The 19041-nt window shown below is 61.7% G+C and carries 22 protein-coding genes; 9 read left to right on the plus strand and 13 right to left on the minus strand.

What is annotated here, in order from left to right; all coding sequences use genetic code 11:
- The first annotated feature begins 37 nt into the window (after window positions 1-37).
- Complete coding sequence (locus tag LPB73_RS23210; protein WP_068732644.1) at window positions 38-367, plus strand: GlpM family protein; 330 nt, start codon at window positions 38-40, stop codon at window positions 365-367.
- Between the two features lie 113 nt (window positions 368-480).
- Window positions 481-3999 carry a PAS domain-containing hybrid sensor histidine kinase/response regulator gene (locus tag LPB73_RS23215; protein WP_231078352.1) on the plus strand — a complete coding sequence of 1173 codons (3519 nt, stop codon included), beginning with the start codon at window positions 481-483 and terminating at the stop codon, window positions 3997-3999.
- Window positions 4000-4004: 5 nt separating this feature from the next.
- On the opposite strand, the gene LPB73_RS23220 is transcribed toward LPB73_RS23215, so the two are convergent.
- Window positions 4005-4682, minus strand: a complete 678-nt coding sequence (locus tag LPB73_RS23220) for a response regulator (RefSeq protein WP_068732722.1) — start codon at window positions 4680-4682, stop codon at window positions 4005-4007.
- Window positions 4683-5094: 412 nt separating this feature from the next.
- Here LPB73_RS23220 and LPB73_RS23225 point away from each other — a divergent pair, with 412 nt between their 5' ends.
- Entirely contained in the window at window positions 5095-6747 is a 1653-nt protein-coding gene (locus tag LPB73_RS23225; RefSeq protein WP_374725619.1) for an MFS transporter, read from the plus strand.
- Between the two features lie 101 nt (window positions 6748-6848).
- Here LPB73_RS23225 and LPB73_RS23230 read toward each other — a convergent pair whose 3' ends face one another.
- Entirely contained in the window at window positions 6849-7259 is a 411-nt protein-coding gene (locus tag LPB73_RS23230) for a secondary thiamine-phosphate synthase enzyme YjbQ (protein WP_231081232.1), read from the minus strand.
- Between LPB73_RS23230 and LPB73_RS23235 the strand changes: the two genes are divergently transcribed.
- Window positions 7144-7572, plus strand: coding sequence for a hypothetical protein (locus LPB73_RS23235; RefSeq protein ID WP_231081286.1), 429 nt, complete (start codon window positions 7144-7146; stop codon window positions 7570-7572). The genes LPB73_RS23230 and LPB73_RS23235 overlap by 116 nt on opposite strands.
- A 15-nt stretch (window positions 7573-7587) precedes the next feature.
- On the opposite strand, the gene LPB73_RS23240 is transcribed toward LPB73_RS23235, so the two are convergent.
- The 3 genes from LPB73_RS23240 to LPB73_RS23250 form a co-directional block, all read right to left on the minus strand.
- On the minus strand, window positions 7588-7809 hold the full coding sequence (locus tag LPB73_RS23240) for a DUF6894 family protein (RefSeq protein ID WP_068732634.1): 222 nt from the start codon (window positions 7807-7809) through the stop codon (window positions 7588-7590).
- Window positions 7810-7955: 146 nt separating this feature from the next.
- The gene (locus LPB73_RS23245; protein ID WP_414716820.1) at window positions 7956-8492 is read right to left on the minus strand and encodes a hypothetical protein; all 537 of its coding nucleotides are present in this window, start codon (window positions 8490-8492) and stop codon (window positions 7956-7958) included.
- 56 nt (window positions 8493-8548) lie between these two features.
- On the minus strand, window positions 8549-9172 hold the full coding sequence (locus LPB73_RS23250; protein WP_120288171.1) for a 2-hydroxychromene-2-carboxylate isomerase: 624 nt from the start codon (window positions 9170-9172) through the stop codon (window positions 8549-8551).
- A gap of 275 nt (window positions 9173-9447) precedes the next feature.
- Here LPB73_RS23250 and LPB73_RS23255 point away from each other — a divergent pair, with 275 nt between their 5' ends.
- The 5 genes from LPB73_RS23255 (at window position 9448) to LPB73_RS23275 (ending at window position 12105) form a co-directional block, all read left to right on the plus strand.
- Entirely contained in the window at window positions 9448-9825 is a 378-nt protein-coding gene (locus tag LPB73_RS23255; RefSeq protein WP_089266840.1) for an AtpZ/AtpI family protein, read from the plus strand.
- Between the two features lie 104 nt (window positions 9826-9929).
- A complete protein-coding gene (locus LPB73_RS23260) occupies window positions 9930-10679 on the plus strand; it encodes a F0F1 ATP synthase subunit A (protein WP_089266839.1) in 750 nt (249 codons plus the stop codon).
- 73 nt (window positions 10680-10752) lie between these two features.
- Entirely contained in the window at window positions 10753-10980 is a 228-nt protein-coding gene (locus LPB73_RS23265) for a F0F1 ATP synthase subunit C (RefSeq protein ID WP_068732626.1), read from the plus strand.
- 62 nt (window positions 10981-11042) lie between these two features.
- The gene (locus tag LPB73_RS23270; RefSeq protein WP_089266933.1) at window positions 11043-11612 is read left to right on the plus strand and encodes a F0F1 ATP synthase subunit B'; all 570 of its coding nucleotides are present in this window, start codon (window positions 11043-11045) and stop codon (window positions 11610-11612) included.
- Between the two features lie 4 nt (window positions 11613-11616).
- Window positions 11617-12105, plus strand: a complete 489-nt coding sequence (locus LPB73_RS23275) for an ATP F0F1 synthase subunit B (RefSeq protein ID WP_231078353.1) — start codon at window positions 11617-11619, stop codon at window positions 12103-12105.
- Between the two features lie 72 nt (window positions 12106-12177).
- On the opposite strand, the gene LPB73_RS23280 is transcribed toward LPB73_RS23275, so the two are convergent.
- From LPB73_RS23280 to LPB73_RS23315, 8 genes are all read right to left on the minus strand, one after another.
- The gene (locus LPB73_RS23280) at window positions 12178-12867 is read right to left on the minus strand and encodes a hypothetical protein (protein WP_349768794.1); all 690 of its coding nucleotides are present in this window, start codon (window positions 12865-12867) and stop codon (window positions 12178-12180) included.
- 167 nt (window positions 12868-13034) lie between these two features.
- Window positions 13035-13622, minus strand: coding sequence for a GNAT family N-acetyltransferase (locus LPB73_RS23285; protein ID WP_068732622.1), 588 nt, complete (start codon window positions 13620-13622; stop codon window positions 13035-13037).
- A gap of 34 nt (window positions 13623-13656) precedes the next feature.
- Entirely contained in the window at window positions 13657-14946 is a 1290-nt protein-coding gene (locus tag LPB73_RS23290) for a M16 family metallopeptidase (RefSeq protein WP_093761650.1), read from the minus strand.
- A complete protein-coding gene (gene thrC, locus LPB73_RS23295) occupies window positions 14946-16361 on the minus strand; it encodes a threonine synthase (protein WP_231078354.1) in 1416 nt (471 codons plus the stop codon). The genes LPB73_RS23290 and thrC overlap by 1 nt, the downstream gene beginning before the upstream one ends.
- Window positions 16362-16510: 149 nt before the next feature.
- Window positions 16511-16906, minus strand: coding sequence for a hypothetical protein (locus LPB73_RS23300; protein ID WP_231078355.1), 396 nt, complete (start codon window positions 16904-16906; stop codon window positions 16511-16513).
- A 19-nt stretch (window positions 16907-16925) separates the two neighbouring features.
- On the minus strand, window positions 16926-17681 hold the full coding sequence (locus tag LPB73_RS23305; RefSeq protein ID WP_231078356.1) for an SURF1 family protein: 756 nt from the start codon (window positions 17679-17681) through the stop codon (window positions 16926-16928).
- Window positions 17678-18073, minus strand: a complete 396-nt coding sequence (locus LPB73_RS23310) for a DUF983 domain-containing protein (RefSeq protein WP_231081235.1) — start codon at window positions 18071-18073, stop codon at window positions 17678-17680. The genes LPB73_RS23305 and LPB73_RS23310 overlap by 4 nt, the downstream gene beginning before the upstream one ends.
- Before the next feature lie 80 nt (window positions 18074-18153).
- Window positions 18154-19011: a cytochrome c oxidase subunit 3 gene (locus tag LPB73_RS23315; RefSeq protein WP_089266832.1), complete on the minus strand. Its 858-nt coding sequence runs from the start codon at window positions 19009-19011 to the stop codon at window positions 18154-18156.
- Window positions 19012-19041 lie beyond the last annotated feature (30 nt).

A 19041-nucleotide genomic window follows, 5' to 3' on the forward strand; every position in this document is an offset into this window, starting at 1 on the left:
CGGAGAGAACGACGCCCGCCTCAAACGAGTCACCATCATGGACATCATCTGGAAAGGTATTCTCGGCGGACTGCTCACCGCCCTGATTGCCTGGTTGTCCAAACGGGGCAACACGCTGCCCGGCATTCTGCCGCTGTTTCCGACCTTTGCGATCATTGCGCTGCTCATCGTCGGCGCAAAAGGCGACAGTGCAGGCTTCCGGGAAGCCTGCATGGCCGGCGCGAAGACCATTCCGGCCTATCTCGCTTTTCTCGGCATCTGCTATCTCACGGTCGGCACGTTCGATTACCGCCTCGCTCTGCTGGCCGGCGTGACCGCCTGGCTGTTCATTATCCTGATCGCCTTTTTCGGCCCGCGCTGGATTTAACGACGATCCGGCATTCCCCGGCGTCCGGCCAAATCCCTGTCGCCTGCACCGGCGCAACCGGCTAGATTTTCGCCTGACGGACGGGCTTCAGCCCGCCAAAGGGAGCACGCACGATGCTGCACGACTGGGGCGTGATTGTTGCCGCCCTCTGCTACATCGGATTTCTGTTTTGCGTCGCCAGCTATGGCGACCGGATCGCGCTGTTCCAGAGCGGCCGCGCCAAGGCCGTCATCTATCCGCTGTCGCTGGCGATCTATTGCACGTCATGGACGTTCTTCGGCTCGGTCGGCGTGGCGAGCCGGACCAGCGTGGATTTCCTCGCCATCTATGTCGGCCCGATCCTGTTCTTTGCCTTCTTCTCGCCGGTGCTGCGGCGTGTGATCCACCTCGCCAAGACCCAGAACATCACCTCGATCGCCGACTTCATCGCCGCGCGTTACGGCAAGAGCCAGGCCGTCGCCGCCACCGTGGCCGTGATCGCCATCATCGGTTCGGTTCCGTACATTGCGCTGCAGCTGAAAGCCGTCGCGTCGTCGTTGGAAACGATCCTCGGCGAGGACAAGGCCATTGCCGGCGTTCCCATCGTCGGCGACATGGCACTGGTCGTGACGCTGGCCATGGCGATGTTCGCCGTCCTGTTCGGCACAAGGCAGACCAATGCGACCGAGCATCAGCATGGCTTGATGCTCGCCGTGGCTACCGAATCCATCGTCAAGCTGGTGGTGTTCATCATCGCCGGCGCCTTCGTGACATTCTGGATGTTCGGCCCCTCGGAACTGGTCGAGCGCGCGATGAAGACACCGGAGGCGATGCGCGCCATCAACTATGTGCCGTCGTTCGGCAATTTCCTCACCATGGTGCTGCTGTCGTTCTGCGCCATCATGTTGCTGCCCCGGCAGTTCCATGTCAGCGTCGTCGAAAATTCCAGCGACTCGGAAGTGAGCCGTGCGCGCTGGCTGTTTCCCACCTATCTGATCGCCATCAACCTATTCGTCATTCCGATCGCCCTGGCGGGCCTCGTGACCTTTCCGTTCGGCGCCGTCGACAGCGACATGTATGTGCTGGCGCTGCCGATCGAAGCTGGCTCCAGCACGCTCAGCATGGCGGTGTTCATCGGCGGCTTATCGGCTGCCACCGCGATGGTGATCGTCGAATGCGTTGCGCTGGCCATTATGGTGTCCAACGATATCGTGTTGCCACTGGTCTTGCGGCGCGGGCCACAGACGCAGAATGAGCAGACCGACTTCGGGAACTTCCTGCTGAAGGCGCGGCGCTTCTCGATCTTCGCCATCATGGTGATGGCCTATTTCTATTTCCGCGCGCTCGGCAATACGCAACTGGCTGCCATCGGCCTGCTGTCATTTGCCGCCATCGCGCAACTCGCTCCAGCTTTCTTTGGCGGGCTGATCTGGCGGCGCGCAACTGCCCGTGGCGCCATGGGCGGCATGGTGGTCGGCTTCATCGTCTGGGCCTACACGCTGTTCATCCCGAGCTTCCTCGAAGGCAGCACCGCAGGCGTCCTGTTCCTGCAGCACGGGCCGTTCGGCATCGAGGCGTTGCGGCCACAGGACCTGCTCGGCACCGAACTGCCACCGCTGCTGCACGGCACGCTCTGGAGCCTGTCGCTCAATATCCTGACCTATATCGTGCTCTCGCTGATGCGGGCGCCGTCGTCGATCGAACGGCTGCAGGCCGATGTCTTCGTGCCTAATACGCTGGCGCCGATCACACCGGCGTTCCGGCGCTGGCGGACCACAGTCACGGTGCAGGATATCCTCAGCACCGTGACCCAATATCTCGGCCCGGACCGCGCGCGTGAATCCTTCGATGCTTTCGCCACGCGTCGCCGTGTCGATCTCGATCCAGCCGCGCCTGCGGATTTCGAATTGCTGCAGCACGCAGAATATCTGATCGCGTCATCGATCGGCGCAGCTTCGTCCCGGGTGGTGATGTCGCTGCTGCTTCGCAAGCGCACGGTGTCGGCCAAGGCGGCGCTGAAGCTACTCGACGATTCGCATGCGGCGCTGCATTTCAATCGCGAGATCCTGCAGACTGCGCTCAATCACGTCCGCCAGGGCATCGCCGTCTTCAACCCCGACCTGCAGCTGATCGTGTCAAACCGGCAGTTCGGCGAACTGCTCGGCCTGCCGCCGCAGATCGTGCAGATCGGCATTCCGCTCCGGGAGATTCTGGAATTCATCGGCATCCAGAGCGCATCGCCTTACGGCGACAACGAAACGCTGACACAGGCGCGGCTGGCTGCCTACACGACCGAGGGCGAGCCCTATCTTGAACGACTGCAGGACCGCCAGATCGTCATCGAGGTACGCACCAACAAGATGCCCGATGGCGGGCTCGTGCTCACCTTCTCCGACGTCACGCCCAGCTTCGAGGCAGCAGAAGCGCTGGAGCGCGCCAATGCCACGCTAGAAAAACGCGTCCGCGACCGCACCGAGGAACTGACGCGACTGAATTCCGAACTGGCGCTCGCCAAAAGCACTGCGGAAGACGCCAATATCTCGAAGACCCGCTTTCTGGCCGCCGCCAGCCACGACATTCTGCAGCCGCTCAACGCCGCACGGCTCTATGTCACCAGCCTGGTCGAGCGAAAGAGCGGCGGCGAGGATGCGCGGCTGGTCGAGAATATCGACGACTCGCTGGAAGCCATCGAGGAGATCCTCGGCGCACTGCTCGACATCTCGCGCCTCGATGCCGGCGCCATGAGTCCCGCGATATCGAGTTTCCGCATCGGCGACCTGATGCGTTCACTCGAGATCGAATATGCACCGATTGCACACGCCCGCGGCGTCAAGCTCACATTCGTGCCGTGCTCACTGCCCGTGGAATCCGATCGCCTGATGCTGCGACGTCTGTTGCAGAACCTGATCTCGAACGCGATCAAATACACACCGCACGGCCGCGTCTTGGTCGGCTGCCGGCGCCGCGGCAAGGCCTTGCAGATCGGCATCTACGATACCGGCGTCGGCATTCCGATCCTCAAGCGCGGCGAGATTTTCAAGGAATTTCACCGGCTCGAACAGGGCGCGCGGATCGCGCGTGGCCTCGGGCTCGGTCTGTCGATCGTCAAACGTCTCGCGCATGTGCTCAATCACGGCATCGCGCTGGATTCCAATCGCAGCGGCGGCTCGTTCTTCTCAGTGACGGTGCCGGTGGCCAAGGCGATCAATCACACCACGGCGGTCACCAGCGCGACGCCACTGTCGAAGTCACCTATGTCGGGCACGCTCGTTGTCTGTATCGAGAACGACATGGCGATTCTCGATGGCATGAAGACGCTGCTGCAGGCTTGGGGAGCCGAGGTCGTCGCCGTCCCTGATCCGGAAGCCGCGATGAACGCCATCGCCGAAATCCAGGGCTCGGGCCGACGCCTCACGGGCTTGCTGGTCGATTACCATCTCGACCGCGGCAACGGCGTCGCCGCGATCCGGGAAATTCGCAACCGTTTCGGCAAGGAAATCCCGGCCATCCTGATCACCGCCGACCGCAGCCCGCATGTGCAGTCCGCCGCGCGCCAGGACAAGATCGCGGTGTTGAACAAACCGGTCAAACCGGCGTCGCTGCGCGCTCTGCTCGGGCAATGGCGCACGCAGCAGATGATCGCGGCGGAGTAGCCAAGCTATTGCGGGGTCTGTTCGCCCTGGCGCCACTGGCCGCCAGCGATCTTTGCGGCGGCGATGACAGCCTGGGTGCGGCTCTCGACGCCAAGCTTCTGCAGGATCGCCGAGACATGCGCCTTGATGGTCGCCTCGGACACGCCAAGCTCATAGGCGATCTGCTTGTTGAGCAGACCCTGCGACAGCATCATCAGCACGCGGACCTGCTGCGGCGTCAGCGTCACCAGCCGATCGCGCAGTTTGCTCATTTCCGGATCGGCTGCTGCGGACATGTCGACGTCCGGTGGAACCCAGACGTCGCCATCCATCACGCGCACGATGGCATCGCGCAGCGTATCGACGCCGAAGCGCTTTGGAATGAAGCCTGACGCGCCAAAGTCCAGCGATTGGCGGATCGTACCGACGTCATCGCTGGCGGAGACGATAACCACCGGAATCGCGGGATACTGTGCTCGGAGGTAAATCAGTCCCGAGAATCCTGATATCCCCGGCATCGACAGATCGAGCAGGATCAGATCGACGTCGGAATCCTGTTCCAGCAGTTTGGTCAGATCCTCGAATGTACCAGCTTCATCGACCGTGGTCGTCGGCAGCACACTGCTGACCGCCTGCCGCAATGCACCGCGGAACAACGGATGATCGTCGGCAATAATGAGGCGCGAGGGAGCGATAACGGTCATCAAAATCCATGCAAAAATCTTGCGGCGAACCAGCGACCGCGTTGAGACGACGCGCAAAAGCGCATTTCGCCACAAGTGTCCCCCGCGCGACAACGTCTTGCAAGCGTCCAATGCTGCCACGCGGTAAATTGGTGAACGCGGGCTATTGTGCGGCGCAATATTTCATATGCACGCGCACGGGCGGAAGGACGTTTTCGCCACTGCGACGTCTGCGCACAGCCCCCTTGCGCACGGCCTAAAGTCGTATTGGGTCGCATTTCCCCGCAATGCTACCTTTTGCATCGAAGTTCTCTGCAATGAGCCGACAGAAGTTCGGCGCAGCGAGCGAGAAGCCACAATAAATTTTGCAACGGATTTGGGGAGCGATTCAAACATGTCCACCATCGCAGCAACATCGGCGAAAGCCCAAGGGATGACGAAGGACGAACGCTTCGTCATCTTCGCGTCATCGCTCGGCACTGTTTTCGAATGGTATGACTTCTACCTGTTCGGCTCGCTGGCCGGCATCATCGGCGCGCAATTCTTCGGCGTGATCGATCCCGCCACCAAGCTGCCGATGTTCAATCAGGCCACGCGCGACATCTTCGCGCTGCTGGCCTTCGCCGCGGGCTTCATCGTTCGTCCGTTTGGCGCCATCGTATTCGGACGCGTCGGCGACATCGTCGGCCGCAAGTATACGTTCCTCGTCACCATCCTCATCATGGGCCTGTCGACCTTCATCGTCGGCATCCTGCCTAACGCAGCAACCATCGGCATCGCGGCTCCGATCATCCTGATCGGCCTGCGCCTACTGCAGGGCCTTGCGCTCGGCGGCGAATATGGCGGCGCGGCAACTTATGTGGCGGAACACTCGCCGGCCGGCAAGCGTGGCTACTACACGTCGTTCATTCAGACCACGGCCACGCTCGGCCTGTTCCTGTCGCTGCTCGTGATCCTGTTCACGCGGTCGGCGCTGGGTGAGCCTGAATTCGCCGCCTGGGGCTGGAGAATTCCGTTCCTGGTCTCGGTGGTTCTGCTCGGCATCTCGGTCTGGATCCGTCTGCGCCTGAATGAATCGCCCGTGTTCCAGAAGATGAAGGACGAGGGCAAGGGCTCCAAGGCTCCGCTCACCGAAGCCTTCGGCAACTGGAGCAACGCCAAGATCGTGCTGATCGCACTGTTCGGCGGCGTGATGGGCCAGGGCGTGGTCTGGTACACCGGCCAGTTCTACGCGCTGTTCTTCATGCAATCGATCCTCAAGGTCGACGGTTACACCGCGAATCTCCTGATCGCGTGGTCGCTGCTGCTCGGCACCGGCTTCTTCGTGTTCTGGGGCGCCCTGTCCGACAAGATCGGCCGCAAGCCGATCATTCTGGCAGGCTGCCTGATCGCAGCGCTGACCTTCTTCCCGATCTTCCGGATGATCACCACCAACGCCAACCCGACTCTGGAAAAGGCGATCGAGACCGTGAAGGTGGAAGTCGTTTCAGATCCCGCGCTGTGCGGCGATCTGTTCAACCCGGTCGGCACCCGCGTGTTCTCCACGCCTTGCGATACGGCCCGCGCCTATCTGGCCCAGTCGTCGGTCAAGTACTCGACCGCCTACGGTGCAGCGGGCTCGGGCGTGAAGGTCGTCGTCAACGGCAAGGACGTGCCCTACACCGCGGCTGCAGCGTCGAACCCGCAGGTTCTCGCAGCGGTTCAGGCGGCGGGCTATCCCAAGGCGGGCGACGCGCAGATCGTGAAGATGGCGCATCCGTTCGATATCTTCCGTCCGCAGGTCGCGGCGGTGATCGGACTGCTGTTCGTCCTGGTGCTGTTCGTGACCATGGTCTACGGGCCGATCGCGGCAATGCTGGTCGAACTGTTCCCGACCAAGATCCGCTACACCTCGATGTCGCTGCCCTATCACATCGGCAACGGCTGGTTCGGCGGACTTCTCCCGGCGACTGCCTTCGCCATCGTGGCCTCGACCGGCGATATCTATGCCGGCTTGTGGTACCCGATCATCTTCGCGGCAATCACCGTGGTCGTCGGCTTCTTCTTCCTGCCGGAGACCAAGGACGTCGATATCAGCGCGAACTAATCTCGCCAAGCCGGCAGCCCAGGCTGCCGGCAGACACGACAACAACAAACCGGCCGCGGAGCAATCCGCGGCCTTTTTTTGTTTCAGCAGATCTGCGAGCGTCAGGTCGCGCCGACGAACTGCAGCACCACCTCGCGGCGATGCGGGCGGGCGCGGTGTTCGATCAGATAGATCCCCTGCCAGGTTCCAAGCGCGAGCTTGCCTGACAGAACGGGGATGTGCAGCGAGGTTGCGGTCAGCATGGTACGAACATGCGCCGGCATATCGTCGGGACCCTCCGTATCGTGCGTCCAGTTAAAATCCTGAGGCGCAAGACGATCGAGCGTTGTCATGAGATCGACCAGCACGGAAGGATCGGCGTTTTCCTGGATGGTGAGCGACGCGGAGGTATGGCGGATGAACAGCGTCAACGCACCTTCTCGGGCCCCGATCTCGCTCAGGAATTTGCCGACCTCGCGGGTGATATCGATGAAGCCGGCACCGGATGTCTGCACAGTCAGCAGCGACGACACGACAGTTTCGACACGAACTGCAGACGGCGCGCTGTGCGTGATGGATCTGGCAGATGTCACGACGCTAACCTTTCGACTGGTGGATCTTCTGATGAACCAAAACGCGCATATGGCGTTCCCACTTCAATCAGGATGGACAAGGGAAAACGCCATGAAGCCTAAAACATCAAGGGACATTCCGGGGCCGGGGCCACGCAAGGACGAACGGCGCGCACAGGAGAAAGCTGTCATCAAGGACGCAGACAACACCGATCAAGCCGACCGCGACACCATCCATGGCGACGGCGACAATATCGGCCTCGACCGCAAATAAGAGCTGCGCACTGCGTTAATCGTCGGAGCTAACCACGTCTGCGCGGTGAATTTCATCGCCTTCCTCGTTGCGGACGGAAATGGCGAAGTGCTTGCCGCGGAGCTCGGGCCTGATCTTGTAAATATCGCCTGCGAGCTTGTCGGCGACCTCAGCGGCCAGTAATTCATTGCGCAAAATCTGCCCGGAAGCGTCGGGCACGGTCGTCCCATCGACCAGATCGAAATAAAATCTCGGCATCAAAGTGGCCTCCCTTGAGTCGAAAAACGTACGATTTGGCTCCTGTCTGCTAGTGCTGAACTATTCTCGATATCGCGGCAAAAGGCCCCGCGCATCATATCCATCAACGATGTGAGCACTGCTATCCGTAGCGCAACTGGCAGCGCTCAGATTTTCCCGCTGGAATCGCGCTGGATGCGGCTGGCCATGTCGACAAGGCGACGCCACGCATTTTCGACAAAGGCCATCACCCGATCGACATCGCGTTCGCTCGGCAGCGGAATCTCGATCTTGCGCTCGCCATCCGCACTCCCTGACTTCCCGGGCTTCAGCGAATCCTGCTTCGGGAGCGCTTCATCGGTCTTGCCGGCGACGGCTGGACCACGCTCCGCAAGCTCCGCCTTCAGTCTGTCGTTGTCCCTCTGCAGCCGCCCTATCTCGGTATCGAGCGCGGCACGTTCATCCGGTAAAACATAGCAGGCCCAGCCGGATCCCTTATCCGTGCATGTCGAAACCGTGCCGGTGCGGGTATCCAGGCGGATGACGCCTTCAGCGATCGGCGACAGCGAATAACGGCCATTCTCGATGTCCGGGAGGGCCTGCGCAGACGCACTGACGGTCCCGGCCATCAGAACCGCGCCAATCCGCGCAGCGTATCGCATGGGCTGCCCGGGGAAGGTAAAACGCACCACAGCATTCTTCATGGAGATGCTCCGCGTTGCGAGTTCGGGGCGATAGCCACCTTTACTCTCAGATGTGCTCAGATTTGAGATTTGAAAGGCGCTCGCTTCGCCTTCAACGCATCTGCCAGCAATTCGAGCCGGTCCTGGCCCCAAAATACTTCACCGTTGAGCACATAGGCCGGCGAGCCGAACACGTCAGCCGCAATCGCCTCCTGACGGTTCTGTTCGTATATCGCAGCCACATCGCTGGACGCCGCGCGCTCTAGCAGTTTCGCGCCCGGCAGCCCCGAATCATCCGCCAGCCTGGTCAGCACGGCCGTGTCGCCGAGATTGAGCTGACCTTCCCAGACCGCAGGAAATGCGCGGCGCAGGAACGGGTCCGGATCGTGTCCGGCCTCGAGCGCCGCGATCACCAGACCGTCGGCGAGTCGGCCATCGAATGGCCAGTTCTTCGGCTGCAGATGGAAATCGAGACCGCGCTTGTCGCGCCAGCGCTGCAATTCAAGCATCCGGTAGCGCTGCCGCACCGGATGACGCTTGCCCAGCGGAAGGCCGCCGGTTTCCGAAAACAGATCGCCGAGAAATACCGGCTTATGATTCACCTTGAGATCATAAGTACTTACGAGATCGCGAAAGAGCGTGTGGCCGATATAGGCCCAGGGCGATGGCAGCGAAAAATAGTAGTCGATCTCTTGAGACATTCCGGGCTCCGGCAGGGGCGTTTTCAAACTCTGCGGTACTCCAACAGAGCGCCCTGCGCCGTGCAAGATAGATCACCTCGAAAGTCATTCTTGCGCTGCGGCGATCCCGCGCAGCGGGATTCGAATTTTGCCAATAAAATCAAATGAATCAAAGCACTAACAGGCGATCAGCGAATCTTGACTTGGCAAGATGCGCTAAGTATGGTCCGCCCGGCTTTGAAGGGTGATGGGGCGTTATTTCCAGCATTTGCAGCGTTATTTCGAGTGTCGCAAGCATGACGAACGGCACACGGGACGATGACAGTGAACGCAGAAACGATGGCAAATCGTCTCCCGATGAGGCTGCGCTTTCCGCAAGGCTCGGAAGTCTGAATCAGCGTCTGTCCAAACTTCAGGATGAGCGCAAACTTCAGACTGACCAATCCGAAACTGGAAGCGGAAACGCGCAGTCCAGGGCATCGGCCATGGCGGTGGGTCTCCGTCTTTCTTCGGAACTGGTCGCGGGCGTCGTCGTCGGAACGATTCTGGGCTGGGGCTTCGATCGTTTGCTGTCGACATCGCCGTGGGGGCTGATCGTTCTCATGCTGCTCGGTTTCGTCGCCGGCGTGATGAACGTGATGCGCTCGGCTGGTGTCGGGAAAAAAGCGGAATAAGAAATTCGCGCCCAAGACCTCTGCGTCGTTGGCGCAGCATTTGAGTGCCGGCTGTCCGGCAAGGAAACGCCGGACGTTCCGGCCGAATTGAAAGACCGACGTGGATGGCCGATCCGATCCATCAATTTGAGATCCACAAGATCTTCACCCTGGGCCATATCGGCAATCAGGAAATCGCCTTCACCAACTCATCGGCCTATATGTTCGGCGCTGTCGCCGTCGTGTCGCTGCTGATGATCGGCGGCAGCGCCGGACGTGCGCTGATCCCGAGCCGTTTCCAGTCGGTCGCCGAACTGTCCTTCGAATTCGTCTCGAATACGGTGCGCAGTAGCATCGGCGAAGAAGGGATGAAGTTCTTCCCGTTCGTGTTCTCGCTGTTCATGTTCATCCTGACGGCGAATCTGATCGGCATCATCCCCTATACCTTCACCGTCACCAGCCATCTGATCGTCGCCGTCGCGCTGGCATTGATGGTGTTCCTGACCGTGCTGCTCTACGGCCTCTACAAAAACGGTCTCGGCTTCTTCAAGCTGTTCGTGCCGCACGGTATTCCGATTTACATCCTGCCGCTGGTCACGGTGATCGAGGTGATCTCGTTCCTGTCCCGCCCGGTGTCGCATTCGGTTCGTCTGTTCGCCAACATGCTGGCCGGCCACATCACGCTGAAGGTTTTTGCCGGCTTCGTGACCTCGCTCAGCGCACTCGGCGCACTCGGCATTTTCGGTTCGGTGCTGCCGCTGGCCATGACCACGGCGCTGACCGCGCTGGAACTGCTGGTCGCCTTCCTGCAGGCCTATGTGTTCACGATCCTGACCTGCATCTATCTCAACGACGCACTTCATCCGGGCCACTAACCGCGTTTTAGTGTTCTGGCGGAATTCCACCCCTCAACTGTCTTAATCCCCTATCCCAAGAAGGAGTTTTACTATGGATCCCATCGCAGCGAAGTACATCGGCGCCGGCATTGCTTGTCTCGGCATGGGTGGCGCTGGCATCGGCGTCGGCATGATCTTCAGCCAGTTCCTCAACGGTGCGCTCCGCAACCCGTCGGCTTCCCAGGGCCAGTTCGCTAACCTGATCTTCGGCTTCGCCGTGACCGAAGCGCTCGGCATCTTCTCGCTGCTGATCGCGCTGCTGCTGCTGTTCGCCGTCTAAGCTGAAAACGGATCCGGTTGCCGCTCCGTCCTGGAGCGCTTCCGATCGATAAGGAGACTGCTGTGGCTGAAGGTCAGGGCAAATCCAAGGGCGCCGATCACGGGACTGCCGCACACACTGCGGCAGACGGTGGTCACAAGGCGTCGTTTCCGCCGTTCGAGAGCAACACCTTCGCTTCACAGCTGGTGTCGTTCGCGATCGCGTTCGGCTTGCTCTATCTGATCGTGTCGCGTCTGGCGCTGCCCCGCGTCGGCGGCGTGCTTGCGGCCCGTCAGCAGGTTCTCGATACGGACCTGAACGAAGCCGCCAAGCTCAAGGGCGATTCCGACGCTGCATTGAAGGCTTACGAAACCGAACTCGCCAATGCTCGCGCCAAGGCGCAGGCGATGGCGACCGAAGTTCGTGAGAAGCTCAATGCGGAACAGGAGCAGGCCAAGGCGAAGCTCGAAGAGAGCCTTGCCACCAAGCTTGCTGCAGCGGAGCAGACCATCGCCACCACCCGCGCAACGGCGATGGGCAATGTGCGCAGCATCGCTGCGGACACGGCCTCGGCGATCGTCGAACGCCTGACGGGCATCAGCCCGGATGCAGGCGCCGTCAACGCCGCGCTCGACGCGTCGCTGAAAGGATAAACGGATGTTCGGACTTCAAGCTGAATTCTGGGTCGCCGTCGCTTTTGTCCTTCTGATGGCGGTGTTCGGCTGGTTCGGTATTCACCGCACCATCCTGACGGCGCTCGACCACCGCAGCGTCCGCATCAAGCAGGAACTCGACGACGCCCGTCGCCTGCGTGATGAAGCCGCCGCGCTGCTCGCAGACTACAAAAAGCGTCATGCAGCGGCCGAGCGCGAAGCGCAGGACATCATTACTTCCGCCAAGGAAGAGGCCGAGCGCATCGCCGCCGAAGCCAAGACCAAGATGGAAGATTTTGTCGCTCGCCGCACCAAGAGCGCAGAGGGCAAGATCGCGATGGCGGAAGCCCAGGCTATCGCAGACGTTCGTGCAGCCGCAGCCGAAGCCGCAGTGAATGCGGCAGCCTCGGTACTGTCGCAGTCCGTAAAGGGCTCGGTGGCCGACGACCTGATCACCAAGGGCATCGGCGAAGTTCGCTCCAAGCTGAACTAAGCGAAAGACTTCAAACTGAAAAAGCCGGCGCGAGATGATCGCGCCGGCTTTTTTGTTGGCTCGGATAACCCCTTAGCGCCGCTTGCGTGCGGGTGCCTGCGATTTCAGGGCTTGCGGATCGAAGCCGATATAGAAGATGTAGGAATCGCCTGCGGTGCCTGTCGGCACCGGATAGACGAGATCCTCGCCGACCAGGCTGAACGGCACGCTGGTCTCGCTGCCGATCTGTACATTGGTCTGGAACACCTTGGTGGCGATGGTCTTCGGCGTCACACCTTCCTGCACCACGGCGACACGCAGCGGCACATCGACCACTGCTGGCGCGCCGGCCGGCCCGACGATGACGCGGCCCTGGATGCCGATCTTGACCGAGATCTGACCACCATTGAGATCGCAGGAGCGCGCTGTCCGGGTGATGGTGGCCTGGAAAGCCAGATCGTTGCCGACCGCAGGCTTGCCCGCAGCGCCGACCGCATAGGTCGAGGCGCCCGGCCGGATGCTGACGCTCGGGCAGGTCAGATCGTTCTCATCGGTCTGCGGCGACTGCGGCGCGCCGACCTCGGTGGACTTGCCCGAGAACAACTGGGTAAAGCGATCGGTCATCGACGGACTGCCGCCGCCGCCGCTGCTGCTCGGCGAACCGCCGCCGAACATGCTGCCGCCGCCGCAACCGGCCAGCGTCAGGCTTGCTGCAGTGATCACCAGCAGGCCGCGGAGCGCGCCGGTGCGGCCGCTGATCGGCATCGAACGAATGTTGCGCATTATGAAGATATCCCCGGAAATTCAGTCGTTTGCGCAGCCCCGCCCAAGGCGTGCGCAGGGCCTTATAACAGCGCAATGGCGGCGAACCCAAGGCACTTAAACAAGGCGCTTGAGACAGGACAGATGCGCGCCATTGCGCCACATCCGGACATCGCGTTGCACCACGACTACCCGCGGAAGTCCTCATGCAGCATGCCGTAAAGCAGGTGATCCTGCCAGATGCCATTGATGCAGAGATAGCGCCGCGCCAGCCCTTCGCGCGAGAAGCCACACTTCTCCAGCACCCGCACCGACGGCAGGTTGGTGGGAATGCAGGCCGCCTCGATGCGGTGCAGGTTCAACTCGCCAAACAACGTTGGCAACAGCACCCGCAGCGCCGCGGTCATCACGCCCTGCCCGGTATAGGGCTGGCCGACCCAGTAGCCGATGGTGCCGGCCTGGACGATACCCCGGCGCACATTGGCCAGCGTCACGCCGCCCAGCAGCGTGCCATCGGACTCGCGAAACACCAGAAACGGATAGGCGCGATCGGCGGACGCATCGTCGGCATAGCGGCGCAGCCGGCGGCGAAAGCCGGAGCGCGTCAGGTCGTCTGACGGCCAGATCGGCTCCCACGGCGTGAGATAACCCCGGCTCAGCTCACGCAGATCGGCCCATTGCGGAAAATCGCTCATCACGGGCGCGCGCAATGCAACGCCGTAGCCGCGCGGCGCCAGCGCCGCCGGCATGCTCGATGGCAAACGAAACAGGGCCATAGGCTCGCTCCCTGATGCCTCGGACCTCACCTGCCTAGTGAAGCAGGCTCTTGTCCTTGGCGCGGGTCAATCCTTCCGCAAAAGCCACCGCCGTGTCCAGCCCCCGGCCGCTGCCGAGTGCCGCCACGGCCGGGCGGCTGCGCGTCAGCAGGCCACGGGCGACATTGCGGGTCGATTCCACGCTAACGTCATCGATGCGCTGGACGAGCTCTTCCACAGTGAGCGGACGGCCATAGGCCAGCATGTGCCGCGCCAATTGCTCGGCGCGCGAGCTGCAGCTCTCCAACGCCATCAGCAGACCGGCCTTCATCTGCGCTTTGGCGCGCGCGATTTCGGCCTCGGTCAATGTCTCCACCGACTCGTTGATGACATCGACGATGACTTCCATCATCTCCGGCGCATCGGTGGGATCGGTGCCGGTATAGAGACCGAAGAAGCCGGTGTCGGTATAGGGCGCGTGGAAGGTGTAGATCGAATAGCAGAGGCCGCGCTTCTCACGCACTTCCTGGAACAGCCGCGAGGACATGCCGCCGCCGAGAATGTTGGTGAAGACCTGCAGACTGAACAGCGACAGGTCCGATTGTGGCAAGCCTTCCAGCGCCAGCGTCAGATGCGCCTGTTCAAGATCGCGATTGACCACACGCGAACCGCCCTTGCCGAACATCGCCGGCTGCGGCTTCGGAGCGGCCGTGCCTTCGAAGCTGGAAAAGCGATCGGCGGCTTCATGCACGACCTGGCGATGATTCACGGCGCCGGCTGCAGCCACCACCATGTCCGGCCCGCGATAATGCGTGGACAGGTAGCTCTGCAGCATGTCGCGATCAAACCCCTTCAGCGTCTTGGCGGTGCCCAGAAGCGAACGGCCCATCGGCTGGTCGGGATAGCAGAGCTCGTTGAGATGTTCGAACACGACGTCATCGGGCGTATCCTGCGCCGCGCCGATCTCCTGCACGATCACGCTCTTCTCGCGCTCCAGCTCATCCGGCACGAATGTCGGATTGGCGAGAATGTCGGAGAGCACGTCGAGCGCGAGCGGCACATCGGCCTTCATCACGCGGGCGTAATAGGCTGTGGTTTCGGTCGAGGTCGCGGCATTGAGATCGCCGCCAACCGCCTCGATCTCCTCGACGATCTCGCGCGACGAACGCTTCTTGGTGCCCTTGAACGCCATGTGCTCAAGCAGATGCGAGATGCCGTGCTCGTTGGGCTTCTCATCGCGGCCACCGACGCCGGTCCAGACGCCGAGCGCTGCGGTTTCCAGATGCGGCATGGTATCGGTGATAACCGTCAGGCCCGAAGGCAGTTTGGTAACTTCGACGGTCATCAGGATACTCCTTGCTTCGCAGCACGGCTGACCGACAGCACGAACTGCTCAATATCGCTTTGGTCATTCTTCATGACCTTAATATGCTCGGGCTTCGTCATCAGCCCTTCCAGATAGACCGGCAATGCCGGCCGCACGCCGCACGCCGCTTCCACCGCATCAGGGAATTTCGCTGCATGCGCTGTCGACAGCACGACATTGGGCACATGCATCTCGGTGGTGTCACGATCGGCGACGGCCAATGCCACGGCGGTATGCGGATCGATCAGATCGCCGGTTTCGCGCCATGCGGTCCGGATCGCAGCCGATGTCTCGTCCTCGTCGGCGCGGCCGGATTCGAAATCGGCACGGATCGCGGTCAGCACTTTCTCGGGCAGCACGAAACGACCAGACTGCTTCAGCGAATCCATCAGGCCACGCACCAGCGCAGCATCGCGGCCGGAGGCTTCGAACAGCAGACGTTCGAAATTCGACGACACCTGAATGTCCATCGACGGGGACGACGAGGCGTGCACCTCACGCACCTCGTAGATGCCGGTCTTGAGCGTGCGATCGAGGATGTCGTTGACGTTGGCAGCGACGCGCAGCTTGCGCACCGGCAGACCCATGCGCTTGGCCACATAACCCGCAAAGATGTCGCCGAAATTGCCGGTAGGTACCGTGAAATCAACGCTGCGTGCAGGCGCACCGACGGCGACTGCCGAGGTGAAGTAGTAAACCACCTGCGCAACGATACGCGCCCAGTTGATCGAGTTCACACCTGACAACGACACGGCGTCACGAAACTTGTGATGGTTGAACAGGCCCTTCACGATCGCCTGGCAATCGTCGAAATGGCCCTCGACGGCGAGCGCATGGACGTTCGACGCGCCGGTCGTGGTCATCATGCGACGCTGCACGTCGGAAATGCGGCCGTTCGGAAACAGCACGACGAGATCGACATTGTCGCGACCGGCGAAGGCATCGACGGCAGCGCCGCCGGTGTCCCCCGAGGTCGCGACCACGATGGTGGTGCGCTGATTGCGCTTGGCGAGAACATGATCCATCAGCCGCGCGATGAGCTGCATGGCGACGTCCTTGAACGCCAGCGTCGGGCCGTGAAACAGCTCGAGCACGAACTGGTTCGACGCGGTCTGGTCGAGCGGCACCACGGCGGGATGGCGGAAGGTGGCATAGGCCTCATTGGCCATGCGCCCGAGATCCTCGTCGGAAATCTCGCCGGCCACGAACGGCCGGAGCACCTCGACGGCGACTTCCCAATAGGGCCGGCCGAACAGCGACGCGATGGTCTCGGCTGACAACTGGGGCCAGACCTCGGGAATGTAGAGGCCGCCGTCGCGGGCAAGCCCGGTCAGCATGACATCGCAAAAACCGAGTTTCGGGGCCTCTCCCCGCGTCGAGATATAGGTCGTCAAGGCGTCCTCCAAAGGCGCGGAAACCGCCAAGCCTTTGATAATAATGGGGTTAAAACTTCGCTGGCAGCTAAGTCTGAGGGCACCATAATGGGTTTCGCCGAGTGGGGAAACCGCCAATGGGGCGGTCCGACGAACCAGGCACCCGAGCGTTAAGTTTCGCCGAACGCCCTCCGGATGACCGGCAGGATCGGGCTTCCTGGCTCAACCCATAGGGCCGCTACTCGCTTCAGAAATTCAATTTGGGAAGTTGGCCAATCGTTCGAAGCAAGGATTGGCCGGCTCTCAAACAGGACGGCACCAAGGTCATCCGGACTGTAAGCGTAGATGGCTCCGGAGCCGATACAGCATTCTCCATCAGCGAATAGAAGACTCTGATGTCCGCCATCCGCGATAAGGGAACGGTAGATTGGCACGGTCAGGTGAAGGACGTTTTCAATCGTGTTGATCGGCAGGTAGCTCACCGCTTTTTGGGGCCCAAGAGCCAGATGATGCTCCAGAATTCGCTTTCCTTCGGCGGCCAAAATGATGTCCCGGCTCTTCTCCACGATTTCCTCCGGAGCTGGCTCAAACAGCCCGCTGCCCCTTGATCCACGCTCCGAAAGCAATCACCACGGCGGCCGCGAGGCCAAACCATGTGATGGCATATTGCATGTGGTCATCCTTGAGATGGATTTCGAGCGGACCGGGCTTCGGAATGACGTTGGCCGGCACGGGACTTTCCAGATCGACATAGAACGGGGCCACAGCGCCCCAGCCGAGCGCCTGCGCCATGGCACGCTGGTCGCGGTTGAACCAGAGGCGCTTGCTGACGTCGTCATGGGGCGTCAACGTGCCCGCGGTTTCGGGAAAGCGCAGATAGCCGGTCAGGGTCACGGGGGTGCCGGTGATGAGCTTCTGCACGGCGCGGTCCTGCTGCGCGCGGTCCTGCATCGTGTTCTGCACGAAGCCTGCATTGATCACGACGGTCTCGCCGGATGCCAGCTGCGCCGGCAGGAAGGCCCAGGTCACCGGGCCCGGCACATCGGGCCGCACCCCGGAGCCGGAGCTGTAGACCATGCCGTCCGGCACGGGTTTGTAGGTGGCCGAGAAGCTGACGCGGCGGAATTCGTCCTTCGCCGGGGTCAGCGTGCTCCATGTGGCGGGCGCGGGCAATGTGCCGGGCGCACCTGCAAGGCGCTCCGTGAGTGCAGCGATCAACGCATGTTTCTCTGTGCGGCGCTGCAGCTGCCAGAACCCGAGGCTGAGAAGCACGCCAACGATGATGAGCGTGACGATGCCGAGACCGGTGATATTGCGCCGGCGCGCTGCAACAGTGTTCATTTCGGTGTGCGATCGATGAGTTGGCCTTCGGAAGCCTTGTGGTGAAATTGCAGGGCGATCAGCAGCGACTTCATTGAGCGCAACGGCAGCAGCGTGGTCGCGAGAATCAGCGGCAGCCACAGCGCGGCATGCAGCCAGAATGGCGGCTGATACTTGACCTCCACCACCAGCGCGCAACCGACAACGATGGCCCCTGCGATCATGATGATGAAGATCGCAGGACCATCGCCGGTGTCGATGAAAGCATAGTCCAGTTCGCAACGCTCACAGCGCGGCGCCAGATTGATGAAACCCGCATAGAGCCTGCCCGCGCCGCAACGCGGGCATTTACAGGTCAGGCCGCGAATGACGGTCTGGCCGAGCGTGACGGGGGCAGCGAGTTGATCGGGCATCGAGTCGAATTCTTTCACGGCGCAAGCGCCAAACAAAAAGGGCGGCCCTGCGGCCGCCCTCTTGTAGCACCCGAATGCGATCAGTGCGCGGCTGCGCCGACGATAGGGCCGCCATAGCCCCAGACATAGATCGTAACGAACAGGAACAGCCAGACCACGTCCACGAAGTGCCAGTACCAGGCGGCGAATTCGAAACCGAGATGCTGCTTTGGCGTGAAGTGACCGGCATAGACGCGGAACAGGCAGACCAAGAGGAAGATGGTGCCGACCAGCACGTGGAAACCGTGGAAGCCGGTCGCCATGAAGAAAGTCGCACCGTAGATGTTGCCCTTGAAGCCGAAAGCGGCGTGGGCGTATTCGAAGGCCTGCACGCAGGAGAAGGCAGCGCCGAGCAGTACGGTGAGGATCAGGGCGTATTTCACCGCCTTGCGGTCGCCTTCCAGCAGCGCGTGATGCGCCCAGGTGACGGTCGTGCCCGAGGTCAGCAGGATCAGCGTGTTGAGCAGCGGCAGGTGCCAGGGATCGAAGGTCTGGATGCCCTTCGGCGGCCAAACGCCACCGAACAGTGCTTCGCGGGTGGCATGGACGGGATCGCCGGGGAACAGCGACGAATTGAAATAGGCCCAGAACCAGGCAACGAAGAACATCACTTCCGAAGCGATGAACAGGATCATGCCGTAGCGATGGCTGATCTGCACCACGCGGGTGTGATCGCCCTTGTACTGGGCTTCACGAACCACGTCGGTCCACCAGCTTGCGAACACGTAGAGCACGCCGATGGTGCCGACGCCGAACACGATGGGCGCCGCGGCATACATGTGATGCATCCAGCTGACCGCACCGACCGCCATGATGAAGGCGAACAGCGAGCCTACCGCCGGCCACGGCGAGGGATCGACGAGGTGATAGTCGTGGTGCTTTGCTTGCGCCGTAGCCATTGCGGTTCTCTCCGTCAGCTGCGCCGGTTG

Origin of the sequence: Tardiphaga sp. 37S4, assembly GCF_021044645.1 — a bacterium.
GTDB lineage: Bacteria > Pseudomonadota > Alphaproteobacteria > Rhizobiales > Xanthobacteraceae > Tardiphaga > Tardiphaga robiniae.